The sequence below is a fragment of the Neobacillus muris genome (assembly GCF_943193175.1).
Taxonomy (GTDB): domain Bacteria; phylum Bacillota; class Bacilli; order Bacillales; family Cytobacillaceae; genus Neobacillus; species Neobacillus muris.
Genome location: NZ_CALPDF010000008.1, coordinates 99,583 through 119,190 on the forward strand (window position 1 = coordinate 99,583; position 19,608 = coordinate 119,190).

General features: G+C 39.6%; 19 protein-coding genes and 1 pseudogene. 3 read left to right on the top strand and 17 right to left on the bottom strand.

All coding sequences use genetic code 11. The features are described 5' to 3' along the window. Nucleotides 1–149: 149 nt before the first annotated feature. The 15 genes and pseudogenes from NFS43_RS08400 to NFS43_RS08470 all read right to left on the bottom strand — a co-directional run bounded on the left by NFS43_RS08400 (nucleotide 150) and on the right by NFS43_RS08470 (nucleotide 16,006). A complete protein-coding gene (locus NFS43_RS08400) occupies nucleotides 150–554 on the bottom strand; it encodes a DnaA N-terminal domain-containing protein (RefSeq protein WP_251551206.1) in 405 nt (134 codons plus the stop codon). A gap of 280 nt (nucleotides 555–834) precedes the next feature. After that, a pseudogene (locus tag NFS43_RS08405) lies at nucleotides 835–1,229 on the bottom strand (acetyl-CoA C-acyltransferase); the annotation flags it as partial. Between the two features lie 72 nt (nucleotides 1,230–1,301). Then, on the bottom strand, nucleotides 1,302–2,534 hold the full coding sequence (locus NFS43_RS08410) for a CaiB/BaiF CoA transferase family protein (RefSeq protein WP_251551207.1): 1,233 nt from the start codon (nucleotides 2,532–2,534) through the stop codon (nucleotides 1,302–1,304). 25 nt (nucleotides 2,535–2,559) lie between these two features. Continuing rightward, nucleotides 2,560–3,420, bottom strand: a complete 861-nt coding sequence (locus NFS43_RS08415; protein WP_251551208.1) for a helix-turn-helix domain-containing protein — start codon at nucleotides 3,418–3,420, stop codon at nucleotides 2,560–2,562. A gap of 76 nt (nucleotides 3,421–3,496) precedes the next feature. Then, the gene (locus NFS43_RS08420) at nucleotides 3,497–4,240 is read right to left on the bottom strand and encodes an SDR family oxidoreductase (protein ID WP_251551209.1); all 744 of its coding nucleotides are present in this window, start codon (nucleotides 4,238–4,240) and stop codon (nucleotides 3,497–3,499) included. A 58-nt stretch (nucleotides 4,241–4,298) separates the two neighbouring features. Beyond that, entirely contained in the window at nucleotides 4,299–5,429 is a 1,131-nt protein-coding gene (locus tag NFS43_RS08425) for a serine hydrolase domain-containing protein (RefSeq protein ID WP_251551210.1), read from the bottom strand. A gap of 33 nt (nucleotides 5,430–5,462) precedes the next feature. Then, nucleotides 5,463–6,644, bottom strand: a complete 1,182-nt coding sequence (locus NFS43_RS08430; protein ID WP_251551211.1) for a CaiB/BaiF CoA transferase family protein — start codon at nucleotides 6,642–6,644, stop codon at nucleotides 5,463–5,465. 42 nt (nucleotides 6,645–6,686) lie between these two features. Further along, nucleotides 6,687–7,691 (bottom strand): ABC transporter ATP-binding protein, encoded by a 1,005-nt coding sequence (locus tag NFS43_RS08435; RefSeq protein WP_251551212.1) that lies wholly within the window; start codon nucleotides 7,689–7,691, stop codon nucleotides 6,687–6,689. Next, on the bottom strand, nucleotides 7,688–8,689 hold the full coding sequence (locus NFS43_RS08440; protein ID WP_251551213.1) for an ABC transporter ATP-binding protein: 1,002 nt from the start codon (nucleotides 8,687–8,689) through the stop codon (nucleotides 7,688–7,690). The genes NFS43_RS08435 and NFS43_RS08440 overlap by 4 nt, the downstream gene beginning before the upstream one ends. A 17-nt stretch (nucleotides 8,690–8,706) precedes the next feature. Then, on the bottom strand, nucleotides 8,707–9,546 hold the full coding sequence (locus NFS43_RS08445; protein WP_251551214.1) for an ABC transporter permease: 840 nt from the start codon (nucleotides 9,544–9,546) through the stop codon (nucleotides 8,707–8,709). A gap of 16 nt (nucleotides 9,547–9,562) precedes the next feature. After that, a complete protein-coding gene (locus NFS43_RS08450; RefSeq protein ID WP_251551215.1) occupies nucleotides 9,563–10,507 on the bottom strand; it encodes an ABC transporter permease in 945 nt (314 codons plus the stop codon). A gap of 61 nt (nucleotides 10,508–10,568) precedes the next feature. Beyond that, on the bottom strand, nucleotides 10,569–12,137 hold the full coding sequence (locus NFS43_RS08455; RefSeq protein ID WP_251551216.1) for an ABC transporter substrate-binding protein: 1,569 nt from the start codon (nucleotides 12,135–12,137) through the stop codon (nucleotides 10,569–10,571). A 19-nt stretch (nucleotides 12,138–12,156) separates the two neighbouring features. Next, nucleotides 12,157–13,644: a carboxylesterase/lipase family protein gene (locus tag NFS43_RS08460; protein ID WP_251551217.1), complete on the bottom strand. Its 1,488-nt coding sequence runs from the start codon at nucleotides 13,642–13,644 to the stop codon at nucleotides 12,157–12,159. 897 nt (nucleotides 13,645–14,541) lie between these two features. Beyond that, nucleotides 14,542–14,994, bottom strand: a complete 453-nt coding sequence (locus tag NFS43_RS08465) for a glycine zipper domain-containing protein (protein WP_251551218.1) — start codon at nucleotides 14,992–14,994, stop codon at nucleotides 14,542–14,544. A 235-nt stretch (nucleotides 14,995–15,229) separates the two neighbouring features. Further along, nucleotides 15,230–16,006 (bottom strand): class I SAM-dependent methyltransferase, encoded by a 777-nt coding sequence (locus NFS43_RS08470; protein ID WP_251551219.1) that lies wholly within the window; start codon nucleotides 16,004–16,006, stop codon nucleotides 15,230–15,232. 261 nt (nucleotides 16,007–16,267) lie between these two features. Between NFS43_RS08470 and NFS43_RS08475 the strand changes: the two genes are divergently transcribed. Next, entirely contained in the window at nucleotides 16,268–16,948 is a 681-nt protein-coding gene (locus tag NFS43_RS08475) for a FadR/GntR family transcriptional regulator (protein ID WP_251551220.1), read from the top strand. 79 nt (nucleotides 16,949–17,027) lie between these two features. Then, nucleotides 17,028–17,696 (top strand): MOSC domain-containing protein, encoded by a 669-nt coding sequence (locus NFS43_RS08480; RefSeq protein WP_251551221.1) that lies wholly within the window; start codon nucleotides 17,028–17,030, stop codon nucleotides 17,694–17,696. A 328-nt stretch (nucleotides 17,697–18,024) separates the two neighbouring features. Here the strand turns inward: NFS43_RS08480 and NFS43_RS08485 are convergent, their stop codons facing one another. Both NFS43_RS08485 and NFS43_RS08490 read right to left on the bottom strand, forming a co-directional pair. Next, nucleotides 18,025–18,222: a sporulation protein Cse60 gene (locus NFS43_RS08485; RefSeq protein WP_251551222.1), complete on the bottom strand. Its 198-nt coding sequence runs from the start codon at nucleotides 18,220–18,222 to the stop codon at nucleotides 18,025–18,027. A 279-nt stretch (nucleotides 18,223–18,501) separates the two neighbouring features. Then, on the bottom strand, nucleotides 18,502–18,978 hold the full coding sequence (locus tag NFS43_RS08490) for a CarD family transcriptional regulator (RefSeq protein ID WP_420910308.1): 477 nt from the start codon (nucleotides 18,976–18,978) through the stop codon (nucleotides 18,502–18,504). Between the two features lie 419 nt (nucleotides 18,979–19,397). On the opposite strand from NFS43_RS08490, the gene NFS43_RS08495 reads away from it, so the two are divergent. Beyond that, nucleotides 19,398–19,553: a hypothetical protein gene (locus NFS43_RS08495; RefSeq protein WP_251551223.1), complete on the top strand. Its 156-nt coding sequence runs from the start codon at nucleotides 19,398–19,400 to the stop codon at nucleotides 19,551–19,553. Nucleotides 19,554–19,608 lie beyond the last annotated feature (55 nt).

Sequence of the window (19,608 nt, forward strand, 5' to 3'; positions counted from 1 at the left end):
GGTGTTTTTAATATTTGCTTCTCTTTAACTATTTTCTTGTTTACATAATAATATTTTAGTCAACTTAAACGACAGTTACTAGGGTGAGTTTGTTTGCTCCCTCGCCCTCTTCCAATGAATTGTAAAACGCTCCTTTATTCGTTGGAGGTCTATGGCAAAATTACGATTTTCTCCAAATTGTTGATTCGCGCTTCTAATTCTTCTATTTTTTCTTGTTGTTTCTTAATTAAGACGTTCTGTTCGTTGATAAGATCCTTTAATTCATCAACTGGTTTTTTTTCGTGACGGTTTTGGAACCTCAATGGTTCCCTTACAGATTTCCCGTCAACAGAAGAAATCTCAATTTCGAATGTTCTGCCCATCAATTCCTCTACTGTTTCCATAATTAGATTTTTATATCGTTCATTTAGCCAGTCAGTTTGAAATAGGTTGCCAGCCTTTACAATCATCACATCATCGTTTATTTCAGCAGTTGTATTGGCAAACCATGTCTCAAAACTGGGTCTTGATATTTTTCCGCTAATCTTTTTTAGAACTTCAGCCCATAATTCCAATGCCTTTCAACTCCCATAAGCTTTTTGAATAATCCTCTATATTTCACAATTATTTTACTATAAAAAGGTATGAATTTATTAATGATTTAACTCTTTGTTTAGATTCATTAATAAGTCATTTAATATTTTGAATTAAAAACCGAACATGCTGTTGCATGTCCGGTCAAGTAAATAAACATTTTTCTTCTAAAGAGAACATCCATTTGTCGGGATATTCCACCCCGGTTAGCCTTAAACTCCTTGGTGGATTATATTTTATGGTAATTACGACACTTCATAATTATAATGCTTCAACAATTATAGCAATTCCTTTGCCGCCGCCGCTGCAGAGAGAAGCTGCCCCATATTTTTTATTACTTCGTTTTGAGTGAGTACAAAATCCTTGTACCGCTCGCCCCGACAGGATGACCAAGTGCTATGGCACCGCCATTCACATTGTTAATGGTGCGATCCAGTCCCAGCTCCTTTTCAACAGCTAGAAATTGGACAGCAAACGCTTCGTTAATTTCGAATAAAACGATATCCCCGATCGTTATGTTTGCTCTGTTCAAAGGCTAATGGAATGGCATGAACTGGACCGATCCCCATAATGCTCGGTTCACCCCCTGCTATCCCCCATGAAACGATACGGTCGATCGGCTTCCGATTTTGATTTTTTACGATTGTTTCGGAAGCATACCTGCTCCTATGTAGTCATCGGTTAATGCTGTATGCTCTAAAACTGTCTTTTAAAACTTATTAAATCTATTATGAATTTAGATTCAATTCATTATGGTTTCCGGTATTTGTTTCCATTCTTACGATATTGCTGGCGATAAATTCCTTTATTTCCACTTCAGAAAAACCCAATTGTGCTAAAATTTCCTCTGAGTGTTCGCCTAGAGTTGGCGGTGCGGTAAACTCTTTAACTGGATTTCCAAGAAGCTTAATCGCAGCTCCAGGAACCGGCACATCCATCTCTTCTATATTTAAAGTTTTAATCATGTCTCTGTGTTGAATTTGAGGATTATCGATTACATCTTCTAAATTATTGACTGGACTGCTGGCAATCCCCTTTTGCTGCAACAGTTGAAATGCTTCCTCTTTTGTATGTTGGACAGTCCACTCAGCAATCGCCTGATCCATTTTTTCTCTGTTTTTGAATCTTCCTTCTTCCAGAAAGAATGGAGAATTACTTTGTCCCCATTCACTTTTGCCAATAAGTGCAGCAAAATCCATCCACTTTTTTTCCGGTGCATTGATATAGGCACCTAAAAATACATAGCCATCTTTTGTCGGGAAAGCTTTCGAATACTGAAAGCGGTCACTCGTTCCCCACCTTTGTTGTTTAATTCCATGCAACTTGGCCTCGGCCACGCTAAAGCCTAATAAGGAAACTAATCCATCGAGCATACTAATATCCACCAATCGCCCTTTTCCCGTTCTTTCTTTATGAAATAAGGCTAACATCGTCCCTAGCGCGGCTTGTAACCCCGCAATATGATCAGCGATGAACGTTCCAACATATGTCGGCGGACCATCTGGATGTCCTGTTAATTCGGCTAAGCCGCTCATGGACTGAATGACACCGTCATAGGCTCCGTAACCCCGGTAAGGGCCAGTTATTCCGAATCCAGTGATATGGACCATGCTGATTTCTGGATTAATAGCGGAAATCGTTTCATAGTTAAAGCCTAATTTTTCGGGTACATTGGAACCATAATTGGTTACTAAAACATCTGACGTTTCAACTAAACGGTGAAGAATCTCTTTTCCCTTTACACTTTTCAAGTCTAATGCCAACCCTCGTTTATTCCGATTTTCCGAGGCAAAATACAGACTGATATCCTCATACATCGGGGCAGATGTTCTTCCAACTTCGCCATCCAGCCGTTCAATCTTTATGACATCAGCTCCATAATCAGCAAGTATTTGGCTGCAAAATGGCCCCGCAATATAATGGGTTAAATCTAAAACTTTTACTCCTGAAAGAACAGTCATAAATTTCACCTCATGTTTTTAGATGCTATACATCATTTCTTGTTTGTTGAGCCGGAATCGTGGCAATTGCCCTAACTTCAGAACTCACTAATGCATTGCCGCTTAGTTCATTTTTGCGGAAGTTTCCTGGTGAAGTCCCGACAATTTTTTTAAACGTCTTGATGAAATGGTAGATGTTGTTATATCCGACATCATTACTGATCTCAGCTATATCCAAATTGGTGTTAACTAATAATTCTGCTGCTTTATCGATTCGTACTTTATTGAGATACAAATTGATGGTCATGCCGGTATTTTCTTTAAATGTTTTACAAAGATAATTTTTGCTATGGCCAACAAACTGCGCAAGATGGTCCAAGGATATTTCATTCTTGTAATTTGCTTGGATATTCTCTTTAATTTGCTCCACCACTTTTGACTTTTGCGGCGTTGCCGAAATTTCTATTTTTTGAAAACGAATCATATAATAGAGCGCTGAAATGAATGTATGGGTGGCAATTTCGAGATACCAGGGAAGTGTGTCAATTCCCTCTTTAAAGACCAGCTCCAGCATTTCCTCAATCGTATCTGAGCCTTGGCAGACAATCGGGATCTGGTTTAGGCTCTCTTGAAACTCGTTATCAAAAACAACATATTTTACTTCCAGCATTCGCAATGGTTTTCCGTCTACATCTCGTGTATCGGAGATGCCGTGAATATCATTTGGTCTTGTAAATAGGTACATCCCGTGTCCCAGTTTCATATTCTTCTTTCCGACAATAAAATCTCCTTCTCCACTAATGACATAGTAGATTTGATAGTATTCATGCTTATGAGCTGTTAGACTGCTGCCAGCGGGATATTCACTTTTTGCAAGCCATAGTAGATTGATCATTTGTGTATTCATTTATCAGTCACCTTAACATAATTTTAGTATTCTAGTATTTCTTGCCCCTCCTCTCAAATTCCTTTTTGTCGTTTCATCAAGTTGTCGCGCCCCCGCTCAAAATGAGACACTGGCCCGATATGAAACTGGCATCATCACTGGATAGAAAGGATACTGCACTTGCCACTTCATTTGGCTGCCCAAGTCTTCTTAAAGGAATTAGCTTCATATGTTCTGCGATGATTTCTTCTGGTACATTATTGTACATATCCGTTTCAATATAACCAGGAGCAACACAGTTTACAGTAATATTTTTCGGCCCGCCTTCCTTTGCCAGCGTTTTTGAAAATCCAATTAAACCTGCTTTTGAGGCGGCGTAATTCGCTTGCCCTGGATTGCCGAAGGCCGAAACCGATGAAATGTTAACGATTCTTCCGTACGCATTGTTTCTCATAATCGGGATGACGTATTTACATAGGTGGTAGGCACCTTTTAGATTCACATTTAAAACCGCATCCCAGGCGTCATCTGCCAACTTATGAAACATGCGGTCCTTCGTAATACCAGCATTATTGACGAGAATGTCAATGGTACCGAAACGTTCCACTGTTTGAGATACAGCGGTTTTTACTTGTGCATCGTTAGATACATCGCATTGGATCGGCAGGACTTTATCCCCAGCTTCACCAAAATTCGAAAGCATTTTTTCTACGAGCGTTACTTCGTATTCTAGTACCGCCACTCCTTCAATACCATCCTCCAAAAAGCGCTTGACGATGGATTCGCCGATTCCCTTGCCGCCGCCAGTCACAATGGCGTATTTACCAGACAATTTCCCCATATCGTAACCTCCCATAACTCTCAAAATATCAAATTAGATAAACGGTTATTTTCCAATCTTATATACTGGAATAAAGGATGTTCAGCATTTTAGGCTCAATCAGATGTTTTGGGCTGTAAAGGGTATGCTGCGCCACAAAATAGGAAAGTTTGTTGGCAGGATCGATAAATACTTGGACACCACCGAGACCGCCCCATGAGAACGAGTTCTCTGGAACAAGCCGAAATGCTGCTGCAGCATCCATCACCACAGATACCCCGAGCCCATATCCAATTCCTTCGGACACGACCATTTCCCGATAGTCGCTCAGACATTTCCCCTTCAACTGGTTTCTGCGCATCAGATTGATGGCATTTTCGCTAATGATCTTGCTGCCATTTTTACCAATGCCGCCGCAGGCCAGGGCGTCCGCGAATAAAATGTAATCTTCTGCGGTCGTGATCAGTCCGCCTCCGCCGCTTTCATGCCTTAATCCTGCGGCACCAATACAATCACTGCTTACCCGTACGACCGATTCTGTTTCATAGCTATATTGGTACTGGGGCGCTATTCTTCCGCGTTTTTCCTCCGGTACCGAAAAACCGCTGTCCTCCATTCCCAGTGGGTCAAAGATGTTCTTCTTCAAGTATTCGCCAAAGGACATGCCCGATACGGCTTCAACCACAGCTCCAAGTACATCATGGCAATAACTGTAATTCCAGCCTTCACCCGGTTCAAACAGAAGAGGTTCCTTTGCCAATGCCTTGACAAAATCTCTCGTATTGAAATCCCGGCTGGTTTCGGCTATCAGCTTCCGCATCTCCGGAGTGTCCAGCTCGTAGCTGAGACCTGCGCACATCGTAAACAGATCAACAACCCGGATATGCTGTTTTGCCGGTTTGATCACAAAAGTGCCGCTTTTGACCTTCATATCCTTAAATTCTGGCAGATAAAAATAAAGAGGATCGTTCAGAAGCAGCTTTCCTTTTTCAACGAGCTGCATAGCGGCAACGCATGTGATGATTTTTGTAGCTGAATAAATGTTATAGAGTGCATTTGGCTGCATCGGAATCCGATTTTCGATATCGGAGTAACCCGCTGCATGGCGGAAAATCATATTATGATCCTGATAAACGATACAATCAATGCCTGAAACGCCAAGCTCGTTCACAGTGTCCATAAAGTGTTTAAGATCTTCAAAATTTTCCATCGTTTTCCTCCCACAATTATTTCTTTCTAACGATTAAATAACCCCATGTCGTTTTAATTCATTGAATTCTTCATCAGATAGGTCGAGTAAGCCTTTATAAATCTCGGTATTGTGCCACCCTAATGGCGCTCCGGCCCAATTGACTTGACCAGGTGTCTTGGAAAATTTCGGTACAATCCCTTGCATTTTGATTTCCTTATTAAGTCCATAATCAATTACGGAAATGATATTCTCTCGTTCTTGAACATGCGGATCATGAATAAGATCAGCTACTGAATTGACTGGAGAATAAGCAACCTCATGCTTTTCTAATAAGTCACGTAATTGTTCAAATGTGTGTTCCGAAAAGAAAGAAAGGATATATTCATCTAATTGATCGCGATTTCTTACTCTTAATTGATTCGTAAGAAATCTTGGATCCCTCACTAATTCTGGATGCCCGATCACGATCATTAATCTTTCAAACATATTTTGCGTTGAAGCAGGAATAACCATCCACTTATGATCTTTTGTATCATAGAGATCATTTGGGGCAACCACAGGGTTATGAGTACCTTGCCTCTCAGGAATTTTCCCTTCCAGATCATAATCTGCGATGTAGTTCTCCATCACTCTTACAAGTGGTTCATATAATGATAAATCTACTAGCTGACCTTCTCCTGTCTGCTTATAATGATAGAGTGCTAACATGACAGAAAAAGCGCCATACACTCCCCCCATTGCGTCAGCAATGGGATAACCAGAAAACATAGGTTTCCGATCCGGGTAACCCGTCATATAGGTTAATCCAGAGAACGATTCTGCTACCCTGGCAAATCCCGGTTTCTCTGCGTAAGGTCCATTTCTACCAAATGCAGAAAAATGAATCATGACAAGGTTTTCTTTTATTTTGACTAAATCAGAGTAATCAATTTTCCATTTTTTTAACGTTCCAGGACGGAAATTTGTAATTACAACATCAGCCTTAGAAACTAGTTGATAATATAGCTGCACACCTTTTTCTTTGTTAAAATCTAACGTAATCGCTTTTTTATTTCTGTTGGTAACCTTCCATGTCCCTTCACCAAAACTGCGGGTTTGGTCCCCTTTACCAGGTTGTTCAATCTTAATGACTTCAGCTCCGAAGTCGCCAAGCAAGTTGGCGATCAAAGGAGCTGCCAAGACGGTCGATGCATCAATGACGCGTATTCCTCGCAATATATTATTTTTTGACAAACTATTCTCCCCCTTGCCATACCACACTTCCATCATACATGCTCACATAATCATCTTATTTTCCGCTGTTATTTCCTCTTCATAAAGTAGACAAGCTGTCAGCCTATCCTTTGAGGTTTGGATTAGCTCGGGGTTTATGCTCTTACATTTATCCATAGCAGCAGGACAGCGTGTATGGAAACGACAGCCTGTTGGCGGATTGGCCGGACTGGGCAAGTCGCCTTTTAAAATTATCCGCTCGCGGTCCCGAAGCTTTGGATCAGGCAGAGGTACGGCAGACAATAAGGCCTTTGTATAAGGATGCTGCGGGTCTTCAAACAGTTCCTCTTTCGCAGCGAATTCGGCCATTTTCCCTAAATACATGACGGCAATTTTATCACTGATATGCTTGACGGCTTGAATCCCGTGGGCGATAAAAAGGTAGGACAGCCCCATATCTTTTTGAATTTCTTTTAATAGATTCAAGATTTGCGCTTGAATGGAAACGTCTAACGCCGAAACAGGCTCATCGCAGACAATCAATTTTGGCTGTAAGGCAAGGGCACGAGCAATCCCGATTCTTTGTCTTTGTCCCCCTGAAAATTCAATCGGATATCTGCTGCCATGATAGGAGGCCAGCCCCACTCTTTCAAGCAGTTCATCCACCCGTTTTCTTCGTTCCTGTTTTGTTCCCACTTTATGAAGAATAAGAGGCTCTGAAATAATATCAGCAATTGTCATTCTCGGATCCAGTGAAGAATAGGAATCTTGGAAAATCATTTGCAGATTTTTGCCCAAATCTTTTTTATTTTTATAGTCAGATAGTTTTTTTCCTTCAAAAAAGATTTCCCCAGCTGTCGGATTGGTAAGCCCGACAACCATTCTCCCGATTGTTGATTTCCCGCAGCCAGACTCTCCAACCAACCCCAGCGTTTCACCGGGATAAATATCGAGATCAACACCGTCCACCGCTTTGACAAATTGATTTTTCTTGCCAAAAAGCCCGCTTCCTACTGGAAAGTGTTTTTTGATGCCTTTCAGTGACACGAGCGGCTGATTCTCTGTCATTTTGCCTCAACCCCTTCCTTGGTCAGTGGATTCCAACAAGAAACACGAGTCCCTGAAGCGTGTTCCTTCAATACAGGAGAGACTTGGTGGCATTTTTCCGTCGCAAAGGCGCAGCGGGTCACGAAATGACAGCCATTTGGCAGCTCCAGGGGATTCGGCACAATCCCTGGAATGGCATCCAATAGGTCCTTTGAGGGTCCGTATAATGCTGGAATACTATCCATTAGCCCCTTCGTATATGGATGCTGCGGATTTTCAAAAATTTCTTCCACCGTTCCTTCCTCGACAATTTTTCCGCAATACATAACAAGAACGCGGTCAGCCGTTTCGGCCACAACACCAAGGTCATGCGTAATTAACAGGATGGATATCCCGAATTCCTTCTGTAAATCTCGTAACAGATTTAAGATTTGTGACTGAATCGTAACGTCAAGGGCAGTGGTCGGTTCATCCGCAATCAGTAGTTTCGGATTGCAGGCAAGGGCAATGGCAATCATCGCTCTTTGCCTCATCCCGCCAGATAATTGATGGGGGTAATCATTGAGACGCCTTTGGGCATCAGGAATCCCAACTTTATTCAATAAATTCAGGGCTGTTTTTTTCGCTTCCTTATAGCTTACTTTTTTATGTAGAACGATCGATTCTGCAATTTGCCGGCCAATCGGATGGACCGGGTTAAGCGAAGACATCGGATCCTGGAAAATCATCGCAATGTCATTTCCACGTATTTTTCTTAGCTCCTTTTCTTTTAATTTCAATAAATCTTGGCCTTCAAACATGATTGAGCTTTCCGGACGGTATTTGATGGCATTCGCATTCAACCCCATTATCGAAAGAGAAGAAACACTTTTCCCGCTTCCCGATTCACCAACTAAGGCAACAATCTCACCCTTCTTAATGGAAAAGGTAATATCATTGACAGGCTTAATCTCTCCTTTTGCTGAAGGGATATAAGCTTTTAAATGATTGACTTCTAGTAAAGGAGTTTCTATTTTCAACTGGTCTCCCCCCTTTTTTAAGAATATTTTTGTTTTGGATCAAGCGCTACCCTTAAACCATCACCGAGAAAATTCCCAGCCAGGATGGTCAGTAAAATGGCAATCCCAGGATACACCATCATCCATGGATTCAAATCAATCATACTATAACCCTGCTGGATCAAATTCCCCCAGCTGACATCAGGAGGCTGGGCACCCAATCCAAGAAAGCTAAGAGTGGTTTCTATCAGAATCGCAATACTGAGATTAAAGGATGCTTGCACAACGATAGGTGGAGAAATATTGGGAATAATATGCCTCACCATAATCCACACGGATCCGGCACCTGAAATTTTTGCGGCCTCGACATACGGTTCTGAACGTATTTGCAGCGTTTGACCTCTGGCAAGCCGAGCAAACTGCGGCGTAAAGATTATCCCAATCGCCATCATCGCATTCCAGAGGTTGACCCCTAAAGCACTTGTAATGCCTAAGGCAAGAATGATGGCAGGAATGGCAATGATGCCATCTACAATTCGCATAAAAATATCATCAATGATCCCGCCAAAATAACCGCTCAAAATCCCTAAAGGAACCCCGACAAACAGTGGAATCATAATCGCAAACAAGGAAGCTTTAATCGCTGTCTGCGTACCATTTAGCAGCTGGCTGAATATATCCGATCCCAACCCATCTGTACCCAGCCAGTGCTTGGAACTTGGGGGAGACATGACTGCTGATAAATCTTGCTTAAAAGGATCAAATGGTGCAATATAAGGAGCCAGCAGGGCAATGATGACGAGAATGGAGAGAAAGATAAAACTGATGAACGCAAGTCTTTCTGCCATTAATCGTTTGAAGATGGTTTTAAAACTCATAACTTAAGCTCCTCTCCTAATATTCGATTCGTGGATCCAATAAGGCATACACAAGGTCTGTAATAAAGTTAATGATAATGACCATGACAATCATAACGAGGACAACTCCCTGCACCATCGTAAAATCACGCTGTTCAATTGCATTTACCACCAGCTGGCCCATGCCGGGAATCGCAAAAATATTTTCAACTACAACCGTTGCTCCTAAGGCGGTTCCAAATAAAAGGCCAATGGTTGTTACAACTGGCAATAGCGCATTTTGAAGACTGTGTTTAAAAATCGCCTGATAGCGGCTTGCCCCTTTGGAATAGGCGGTTCGAACATAGTCGGCATCCATCGTTTCCATAAGTGAGGAGCGCAAATGCCGGGTAATAACGGCAATCCCTGCTAAACTCAATGAAAAACCTGGCAGCAGGATGCCTTTTATAAAGGGGACCGGCCCATCTGCTATGCTGGTAAACCCAGTCGCTGGAAGCCAATTCAGTTTTAAACTAAAAAAGATAATCAGTATCATGGCTACTAAAAAGTTGGGAATTGCTGTACCTAACGTTCCGAAAAAGCGTGCCACATAATCCATCCAGCTATTTGGGTAATAAATAGAAGTAACCGCAAAAAACATCCCGCCTGTAATGGAAAAAAACATCCCCACCAACACAAGCTGCATCGTAACAGAAAGTGTCTGCATCAAGGCTTCATCAACCTGCTGTCCGGTAAAGATGGACCTTCCTAAATCCCCATGAACCGCATTATTTAACCAATGAAAATATTGAAGCATCAATGGCTGGTCAAGACCTAATTGCTGGCGCAATTCAGCTATTTTTTCATGTGTAGCGCTATCGCCAAGCATGGCCAAGACAGGATCACCGGGAATGAGTAAAATTAAAGAAAAGACGATAAGAGTTGTAATAAATAGCATCGGGATGACATAAAGCAGGCGTCGAAGCAGGAATTTCAAAAACATCATTAGACCTCCTTTTAAAAGAGAGTGAAGCAGGACTTAAAATCCCACTTCACCGTTCGAATCATTTTTCAACCCAAAGCGTTGAGAAGATTGGCTTTCCTAACAAGTTAGGCTCAAAGCCTTTGACCTTCTTGTTCATAGCATGAGTGGCCGGCGTGGTGAATAGTGGAATGGCTATTCCTTGTTGAATAATCGCCTCATTGCTTATTTTCCCATAAAGCTCGGCACGTTTTTCCTGCTCATAGGTGGAGGCCGCCTCAGAAATTAGGCCTTCCAATTCTGGTGTTGAAATTTTCCCAGGATTATAGAAGCTATCTTTTGAGTAAAGGCTATTAATCGTCATTTGTGGATCCGGACGCCCTGACCAGCTTCCTGTCAGAGCATCTGTGTTGTTATCCGTCATAAACTTCTGGACAGCTGCGTTGGCTTCTAATGTTTCGATGTTGACGGTTATGCCTACCTTTTCCAGCTGCCCTTTAATTGCATTCGCTAACCTTGACCAATATTCAATTGGATAGGTTACTAGTGTGAAAGAAACATCCTTAAGACCAGCATCCTTCAACAGCTGCTTTGATTTTTCAGGGTCATATTTGAGGCTAATGCTATCGTCATGTGCCCAATATCCTTTAGGGAATGGCTGATCGGCTACTTCCCCTTGGCCAAAGTTAATCGCTTTAATCAATTCCTCTCGATCAATTCCGTATAAGACAGCTAACCTTACCGCTTTGTTATCAAACGGTTCGACACTCGCTTTAAGATACAGCATAAAATGCCCTAAAGTATTTTCGCTGTTTAAGACAATATCAGCATTTTTCTCTAATGAAGCAGCGTTTTGTACTGCTACCCCCGGAACAAAATCAACCTGGCCAGACTTCAAGGCATTGATTTGCGAATTAGCATCAGGAATCACTTTGACCGTTATTTTATCAAGGTACGGTTTGCCCTTATCCCAGTAATCTTTATTGGCTTCATACACAATCTCGCCATTTGGAACATGACTTTTCACTTTAAACGGCCCGGCACCAACCGGATGCTGAGAATAATCTGCTCCATACTGTTCAACCGCAGTTGGAGAAACCATCATTCCGCCGCGATCAGATAACGCTAGCAAGATAGATGAATCTGGCTTTGACAAATGAAGTTTCACTGTTGAATCGTCCACCACTTCAACACTTTCAATACTCTTTAAATCACTAATTTGTGAATCCTTTGAATTCACGCGGTCAATGTTAAATTTCACGGCCTCACCATTAAATGGCGTCCCATCATGGAACTTTACATCTTTTTTAAGATGAAGAACCAGCGTCTTGTCGTCTGGATATTCCCAAGACTCCGCTAAACCAGGTTCTGGTTTCATATCTGGGGTGAATTTTACCAGTGGTTCATAAACCGGCCATAATAGCGCATGGTCATTACCTGTCGTCCCCTTAATTGGGTCAAAGTTAGTAATATCTACAGCATAGGCAACCGTTAATTCACCGCCTTGCTTGGGTTCCCCTGATGCTTCACTGTCCGGTTTCGTACTTGGTTTTTCTTTAGTACTTGAATTCGAACTACATCCAGCCATTACCATCGTCAAAGCAACTAATAGCATAACTATCGTTAGAAAACTTTTCTTTCGTTTTGACATTGTATTTCCCCCATTTTTACTATCTATTCTGTAAAACTTGTTCCCAATTCAGACGGTTTTGACGATCAAGGTCATGGACCACCTCAGTTTTCGTATTAAAAACCATGGTCGCCCTGTTTTCTAATTCATATTTCGGCCACTCAGGTAATTCTGGTGTATTCGGATCCCCATGACGCGCGAAGGCAATCCATGCATGGTGCATCTGTTCGGCTAACTGGCAACGATGAGGATCATTTCCTGTCATCTTTTCCGTCTCTGGATAATCCAGGGTGTTCCAAACGAATGGAATCTCAAGTGCATGAAAAGCCTTTAAAGCTCCAGCAAATACCGGACTTTCATAGTCAAAGCGGTACATCCACACTGGCGCACCGTGCTTTGCTTGGCTCTCACTAAATGAAATGGCGGGATATGTAAAGACGTAGTGAGTCATTGCCTCTTCATAGAGTGTTTGATCTAACTCATTCTCCTGGATGACATATTTGGAAACATTCTGCCAAAAAGGTGCAAATGAAAGTTCAAAAATAGGCTTGAGTTTACTTTGATCTATGTGTGCCCACATCGGATCGAAATGTGTAAAAAGCAGTGATTCATCCTTATTCGTACCGACTAATACAGGGATATCACATGCATTACCTTCTTCTAGTACTTTTTCTGGCTGGCCGGAGAGTATGATACCATCTCCAACAGGACCGAATGCTGTTCGTGGAAAAATCTTTATGGCCTTTAATATTGTTTCTGCCGGAATTTTTTCTAATGTTGACAAGTCTTCGGGGTCCACCTGAAGTTCAGCGAGCAGCTGCTCTGTCATTTCGTTTGCTTTTTCTCTCGTTACCTTACATCTAGCCGTCCCGCTTTGCAGGATCGCTTTATGAAAAAGCCCTTTTGCCATTGGCATCGATAATAAATTACCGACGCTGACAGCTCCAGCTGATTCACCAAAAATTGTGATGTTTTCCGGATCGCCGCCAAACGCTTCGATATTTTCCTTGACCCATAATAAGGCAGCCATTTGATCGAGGAGTCCGCAATTTCCTGAACCTCGATAGGCTTCACCCGCTACATCCGTTAAATGGAGAAAGCCAAAAACGCCGAGTCGATAATTGAGCGTGACGACCACCACATCGCCCCGCTGGGCAAAGGATTTCCCATCATACATATGGCTTGAACCAGAGCCATACATAAAAGAACCGCCATGGATCCATACCATTACAGGCCGCCGTTTATCATCTGCACCAGGGGACCAAATATTGAGATATAAACAATCCTCATGTTTATTCACTGGTGCGTCACCCAAAAACCTCATAGCCGGACTCTCGGATTGAACTGCTGCCGGAGCAAACTCTTTCGCGTCCCTCACCCCGGCCCAGATTTCCAGCTCTTGCGGCGGACGAAACCGAAGTGAGTGAATGGGTGGTGCCGCATAGGGTATCCCTCTCCAACTATAAACCTCTCCCTCTCGTATCCCTTCGACGACCCCAAACCGGGTTTTTACCAAGGTTTCCGACATTTTATAACCTCCTACTCCAAAACCGAATCACAAAATCAGCAAGTTGAAAATCACTTTCCTTAGTATTACGAAAAACTCAGTTTTGAGATAAATCATTCTTTGGTATTGTGAGGAAAAAGTGCGTTACATTACACAAAAGGTAAACGCTTTCTCTTTTCTTTAAATAAATTGCTATCAAATAAGACAAATACTTGGTTGGTATTGCAGAATATAAACTTTGGGTAAGAGCTGGTAAAGGGATCTCCTGAGGTAGTTTTTGCGGACTTTTCAATGATGAACAGGACTCACAACCCGTGAAACCTTTAAGAGTTAGAATATAAAGCGTTTTCATTTTATTGGTAAAAAATAGGTTTTTAGATTAATGGACTTCTTTTTCTTTCACTCACCACCTTTACATATTCTAGAAAACACGAATAATTTAAAACAATTGCAACCAATAAATTAACCTATATTAACCAAGCTAAATTTAGGTATTTATCACTCTTTTTAGAATTGTCAGATTAATTTAACAACAATATAACATGTGATATATTTTTAAGTCAACAAAAAATTGATATATATTAACCATTAATTAGGTATAAATTTTTTTCAAGAATTAACTTTTTTGTACAGGATTAGAGGGAAGTCAGATCGCTTTCAATCATGAAAATGCCGCCCCATTGATGTCTGAAGCGGCAAAGTTCTGTCCAAATTAAAAGGGAAAATAATCAAATTGACTTGTAAATTCGAACTAAGTTGATTTTTTCTGATTCGTTTACGAGTTTCCTTTATATTTCTTCTTGCTGCTCAGTTCTGTTTATACGCAAAAAGCTAACTAGATTATACTTAGGCATTTTTCCCCGTTTCTATTAATTTGGCTAATTCCATCCACCTATTCATTGAAGCCGTTTCCCAGGACTATATCGTCTTCCCTTTTTTATTTGCATCTGCATCCAAACCTGCCCCAATGGCTAAACCTGTACACATTCCAATAGCTATTCCTATACCAATATTTTCAAAAATAGTTAGTCCAAACACAACACCTATGCTCATTCCCAAAGACATGAAAATGGATAGATAATATCCCTCTGGCAGCAGCTTATGATTTTTCTGGAGGTGAGAAGTGATCCCATAGATAAATTGTTTATGTTGTTTAAAATCAGTCTCATCCTGGTTCGCTTCGAGTTGAATGAAATACTCCTCTAATTCAAGCAAATAGTACTGACATTCTTCGCAGCTTTCTGAAAAGATACTTAGCTTTTCTACTGCCCGTTCACATTTATCCAAATCAAGCTGCTTTAATCTTTCTTTACTTACGGTATCTCTTAGCTTCTTTAAAATCGTTTTGACGAACTCAATTCGATCTTCCAAGGATCCCACCTCCTAATTTGTCATACGGTTGATTAATGATTTTGTTTCACTTTTTAGTTTTGTAGTAATTTCAATCGTATATAATAAGTGAGATCATGATTAAATTAAAAAAGACCAGACATGCAGCCACATGTCTGATCCAGCAATTTACTGGTCTCTATAAGGAATCGGCTATTACGGGGAAATAATCCACCAGAGCTATGTTAACTCAAGAATTGATTTTATAGAGGCTTCCCTATTTTACCGCCTTCCAAATTGTCCATCTATCTTTTTCAACTATTGTCGAATTAGCTGAAATCGAGTGACCGATTACTCGTACAAGTTCCAGCAATTCTTTATCGGTTAATTCGTGCAAAATGCTTCTGCCCGTTCTCTCAAGTAAATCCGTTTGTAATTGCTCTTTTGTTTCATATACTTTTCTTGTTTCCCATAAGGTAACTTCTTGAATATCTCTAAACCCCGCTTCCTTTAGCGCCTCCACCACAACTTGGCTGCTATGCCTGCGCCTTGTCTCCTTTTCAATTAATTCAGGAAATTGTTCAAAAAAATAACCTCGAATATGACTTTCGCTTCCTTTTACTAAACAATCTTCCGGTGTCCGATCTTGAACAATTAAATATCCTTTGTCTTTTAATATTCGATTCGCTTCCTTAAAGCATTGATGTAAATCATCAAGATGGTGAATTAGCGCCCTTTCTAACAATAAATCATATCTGCTGCTAGTTAATCCTGAACAGTAAGCATTCCCCTGCTTGAACATGATATTCGTGTATTCCTTGCCATTTTCTCTTGCCCCATCAAGAATAGCCTCTGAAAAATCAACACCGGTAACAGAAAGAATTCCCATATCAGATAGTGCTTTGGTGTAAATTCCACCGCCACAGCCTATATCAGCAGCAATGGAAATATTCTCGATAGGCAGCAGTTCTTTTATCGCGTTTATCCATGAAAAATCAGCGCTTCTAGAAGAATAGGTATTTCGATTTTTCTTATTATGAAAATCAATGCCCACCATACATCACCCTTTTGTTATTTTTGATCCGTAAAATTTGTCCCGTGTTTTCCTAAAATTCCTGCCTTCAATGTTATACCTTCTTTTTTGATAAGGGAATTTTAAATTAGTTATAAGTTATGATAAGTCTTACTTATAAAATAGAAAAACTTTAACGGCCTGTTTCAGGTAAATGATGGATATTTTTTTACTTGAGATTAACACAAGGAGTGTTTTACAATTATTTTCCTCTCAGTTAAAATATAAACAGGAGATGAGCAGATGAATTTAGAAAATAAACGATCTTTATCAAAAGTTCAACATCGAAAACTTGTTGATGAGGTTTTAGAGCAATTAAAAAGTTATTTACTTTCAGGGAAATATAAAGTTGATGATAAAATTCCAACAGAACCCCAATTAATGGAGGTATTAGGTATTGGTCGTTCAACACTGCGTGAAGTGATTAAAATATTAGTCTATGCTGGTGTTCTTGAAGTAAGGCAGGGAGATGGCACTTATATTCGTTCACTTCATCTTTCTTCAAGTAATTTTGAACAGAGACTGAATGAAGCAACAATTGAGGATATATATGAAGTAAGGCGAATGCTGGATTTAGAAGTCGTAAAATTAGCAGTCCAAAGACGTTCAAACGAAGATTTACTTAAAATGAAAGAATACTTGGATAAAAGAAACCAAGCACTTCAATTAGGGAATTATTCGGAATATATTGATTCAGATATTCAGTTTCATCTGTCTATCGCTAAAGCAAGTAAAAACGATGTCTTATATGAATTGTACCAAACTATTACTCCTAAACTACAAACTATTTTGAGTGGACTTATTCTCAAAACCAATAATTATAATGATAATACTAATATTCACGTACAGTTATTTAATTCAATCTTAAATCAAAATGCAAAAGAGGCAGAAAAATATGCAATAGATAATTTGGAGTTGAAATAAACTCCAATAATTTCGCCTTAAACATCTGATGATATGCTGAATATACGATTGGAATATTATTATATACGGAGGTTTTAAAATGAAAAATCAAAAATATCAAGTAAAATCATTAAATGTCGGGAAAATCGAAACACTAACCTATGGCAACAGAACATTCGAATCAGCTATCAGAAAGAAATCTGTCAAAGAACCCATTTTTTTAAGTAAAACAGGATTTATTAGTGATGAGCAAGCATATGAACATCACGGTGGCGAGGATAAAGCTGTATGTTTATATCCTTATGATTACTATTCCTATTGGAGTGATATTTTAAATAACTTTAGTAATACAGCTTTGTTCGGTGAAAATCTAACAGTTAATGGATTAAAAGAAGATAATGCCCATATTGGAAATATTTATACTTTTGGTGAAGCAATAATTCAGGTCTCCGAACCCCGAAATCCTTGTTATAAACTTGCTGCAAAATACGAAGTGCCTAATTTGGTGATTCGAATGAGAGATACTGGCTATACAGGGTTCCTTTTACGGGTATTGAAGGAGGGAATGGTAACATCAAACGATGACTTAGTGCTTCTTGAAGAACATCCTCAACAAGTTTCTGTATCATTAGTTAATGATGTGAAATTTTTTGACAAATATAATAAAGAGAAACTTGAAAAAGTATTATCTGTTGATGCTCTATCAGAAAGTCTGCGTACTATTTTAGTAAAACAATTTCTATTCAAAACAACAAATCGATGGGAATAGTTGTTTTTAATTTACGGGCAATCATTCATAAAGATGGTTGCCTAACAAAATCATAAATTTCATACTTAAACAAGGTAATTTCATTAAAATTTTAGCTGTACTAACAATACGTTTCTCTCTCCAAAAAACCCATTTGTAAGATGATGTACATAAGGTTCCCTCCAAGGGGATCGCCTATATGTCAAGGATAGTCCACCCCGGTTAGCCAAAACTCAAGGGTGGATTATTTCTTATGTCAACTAACCCTTATTTATTTCGTGGAACAACTACTAGGAAACTAGGATATTCCGGCAGTTCCAGGTACAGATTCTGCCTATTTCTTTTCCAGCTATTTCTTAAATATAATCATGGCAGTGTATTTTGTATCTGGATATACCCCATATTCCATATGTGAGCTTACAGCAAGAGGAACCGTATTGTATTTGACATCTATAAGCTTTCCTTCCTCTATTGAGCCAAGAAAATCATGAACTAACCGAATAAGCTCTGTAAAGTCTGTACTTTGAAAACCTTTTGCCTCGTACATTTATTCACCCTCCTTTCAAAGAAATGTATAAGAACCATTTTAATATAAGAAAAATATCAACATAAGTTAATCCCGGCTAAAACAAAAGGGTTGTCTCGGAGACACCCCACTTCATAAAATGGTTGTATGACTTAGCCCAGTTAGAAAAAGGCTTTTAAATGGAAATGTTAAGAATTAAAAATGGAACAATGTAGAATATCACATTCTAATGATGTCAGATATAACGAGGATGTTTGGTAGTTTTTGAATACTTGATAGTTAAAATTGGAAATGAAGAACTTAACCGATCTTGTTGTTTAATAAATCTAGTGCTTGATTATCAGTAATACCTCTAATGACACCAAGTTCACTAATAAAAATTTTTCGTGCGCTCTCCAGCATCTGCTTTTCGCTTGAATTGAGTGATTTATTTTTGTTTATTCGCATTAGATCCCGTACCACTTCAGCGCCTTCTTGAAAATTACCTGTTCTAAGTTTTGCTGTATTAATCTTGTATCTTTCTTTCATCGAAAGAGTGGTATCTGTTACACCATGATAAAAAATGTCCATTACGTTTTCAAGATTACTCAAATCAGTAGCTAAGCGGATTCCTGATTTGTGTACTTTTGCAATAGGGATCATTACTTGCATTTTATTGATTGGCATATTGATTATATAATACTGCTGTTTCTCCCCTTGAATTTCCCTTACTTCGATTGCTTCAATAACCCCTGCTCCCTGCATGGGATAAACGATGTAATCACCAACGTGAAACAACTAACCACCTCCAAAAATTTAACACTTCTATATTATACCACAAAAAATTAACGAGGGAAAATTTTTTATTATATCACCAACACTAAGTTTTTGTCAATATCTTTTTAGTAAGCTATTTGTAAAAAAACAATGGTTTTTCCAACCATTGTCCGTTGTGTTTTTAAAACATGATATTTGATTTCTTGCTGCGAGAATGGAATGTTCAAAGGATATTACTAGCTATTCTACAGCTGAGGTTAACCCTTCTTCTTCTGAAGAAATATTTAGTCATCATTTGCAATACTTTTGTAAAATAATGGAAATTCCTTAACAAAAGTACGGAAGTCTTGTAAGGATTGTAGTGAAAGCTTAACCAACGGTGACAAGCCTTCAGGCATAAGATAATAAAAAATATCTTTTAATTGAAGGAGGTTTTGATGATGGGATTTTCAGAGAAAATCATCTGTAAATTAAAAGGTCACGTGTATGAAAAAACAAAACGGGAGCCCGATGGATGGGGATATATTGCGACTTGGTTTACTTGTGATCGATGCGGCCATGAAACAGTCGTCACCGAGCGTGAGGATGAAGTCTAAATACTAATCATAAAGTGTTAATCAGAAAGATAGAACATGGAAAGGGGGAATGGAT

What these genes read in the sequence shown, in the direction of transcription:
- NFS43_RS08420 (WP_251551209.1), bottom strand. Translation starts at nt 4,240, where the DNA reads ATGGGGAAATTGTCTGGTAAATACGCCATTGTGACTGGCGGCGGCAAG.
- NFS43_RS08455 (WP_251551216.1), bottom strand. Translation starts at nt 12,137, where the DNA reads ATGTCAAAACGAAAGAAAAGTTTTCTAACGATAGTTATGCTATTAGTT.
- NFS43_RS08460 (WP_251551217.1), bottom strand. Translation starts at nt 13,644, where the DNA reads ATGTCGGAAACCTTGGTAAAAACCCGGTTTGGGGTCGTCGAAGGGATA.
- NFS43_RS08475 (WP_251551220.1), top strand. Translation starts at nt 16,268, where the DNA reads ATGAATTTAGAAAATAAACGATCTTTATCAAAAGTTCAACATCGAAAA.
- NFS43_RS08410 (WP_251551207.1), bottom strand. Translation starts at nt 2,534, where the DNA reads ATGACTGTTCTTTCAGGAGTAAAAGTTTTAGATTTAACCCATTATATT.
- NFS43_RS08480 (WP_251551221.1), top strand. Translation starts at nt 17,028, where the DNA reads ATGAAAAATCAAAAATATCAAGTAAAATCATTAAATGTCGGGAAAATC.
- NFS43_RS08415 (WP_251551208.1), bottom strand. Translation starts at nt 3,420, where the DNA reads ATGAATACACAAATGATCAATCTACTATGGCTTGCAAAAAGTGAATAT.
- NFS43_RS08435 (WP_251551212.1), bottom strand. Translation starts at nt 7,691, where the DNA reads ATGACAGAGAATCAGCCGCTCGTGTCACTGAAAGGCATCAAAAAACAC.
- NFS43_RS08445 (WP_251551214.1), bottom strand. Translation starts at nt 9,546, where the DNA reads ATGAGTTTTAAAACCATCTTCAAACGATTAATGGCAGAAAGACTTGCG.
- NFS43_RS08495 (WP_251551223.1), top strand. Translation starts at nt 19,398, where the DNA reads ATGGGATTTTCAGAGAAAATCATCTGTAAATTAAAAGGTCACGTGTAT.
- NFS43_RS08450 (WP_251551215.1), bottom strand. Translation starts at nt 10,507, where the DNA reads ATGTTTTTGAAATTCCTGCTTCGACGCCTGCTTTATGTCATCCCGATG.
- NFS43_RS08425 (WP_251551210.1), bottom strand. Translation starts at nt 5,429, where the DNA reads ATGGAAAATTTTGAAGATCTTAAACACTTTATGGACACTGTGAACGAG.
- NFS43_RS08485 (WP_251551222.1), bottom strand. Translation starts at nt 18,222, where the DNA reads ATGTACGAGGCAAAAGGTTTTCAAAGTACAGACTTTACAGAGCTTATT.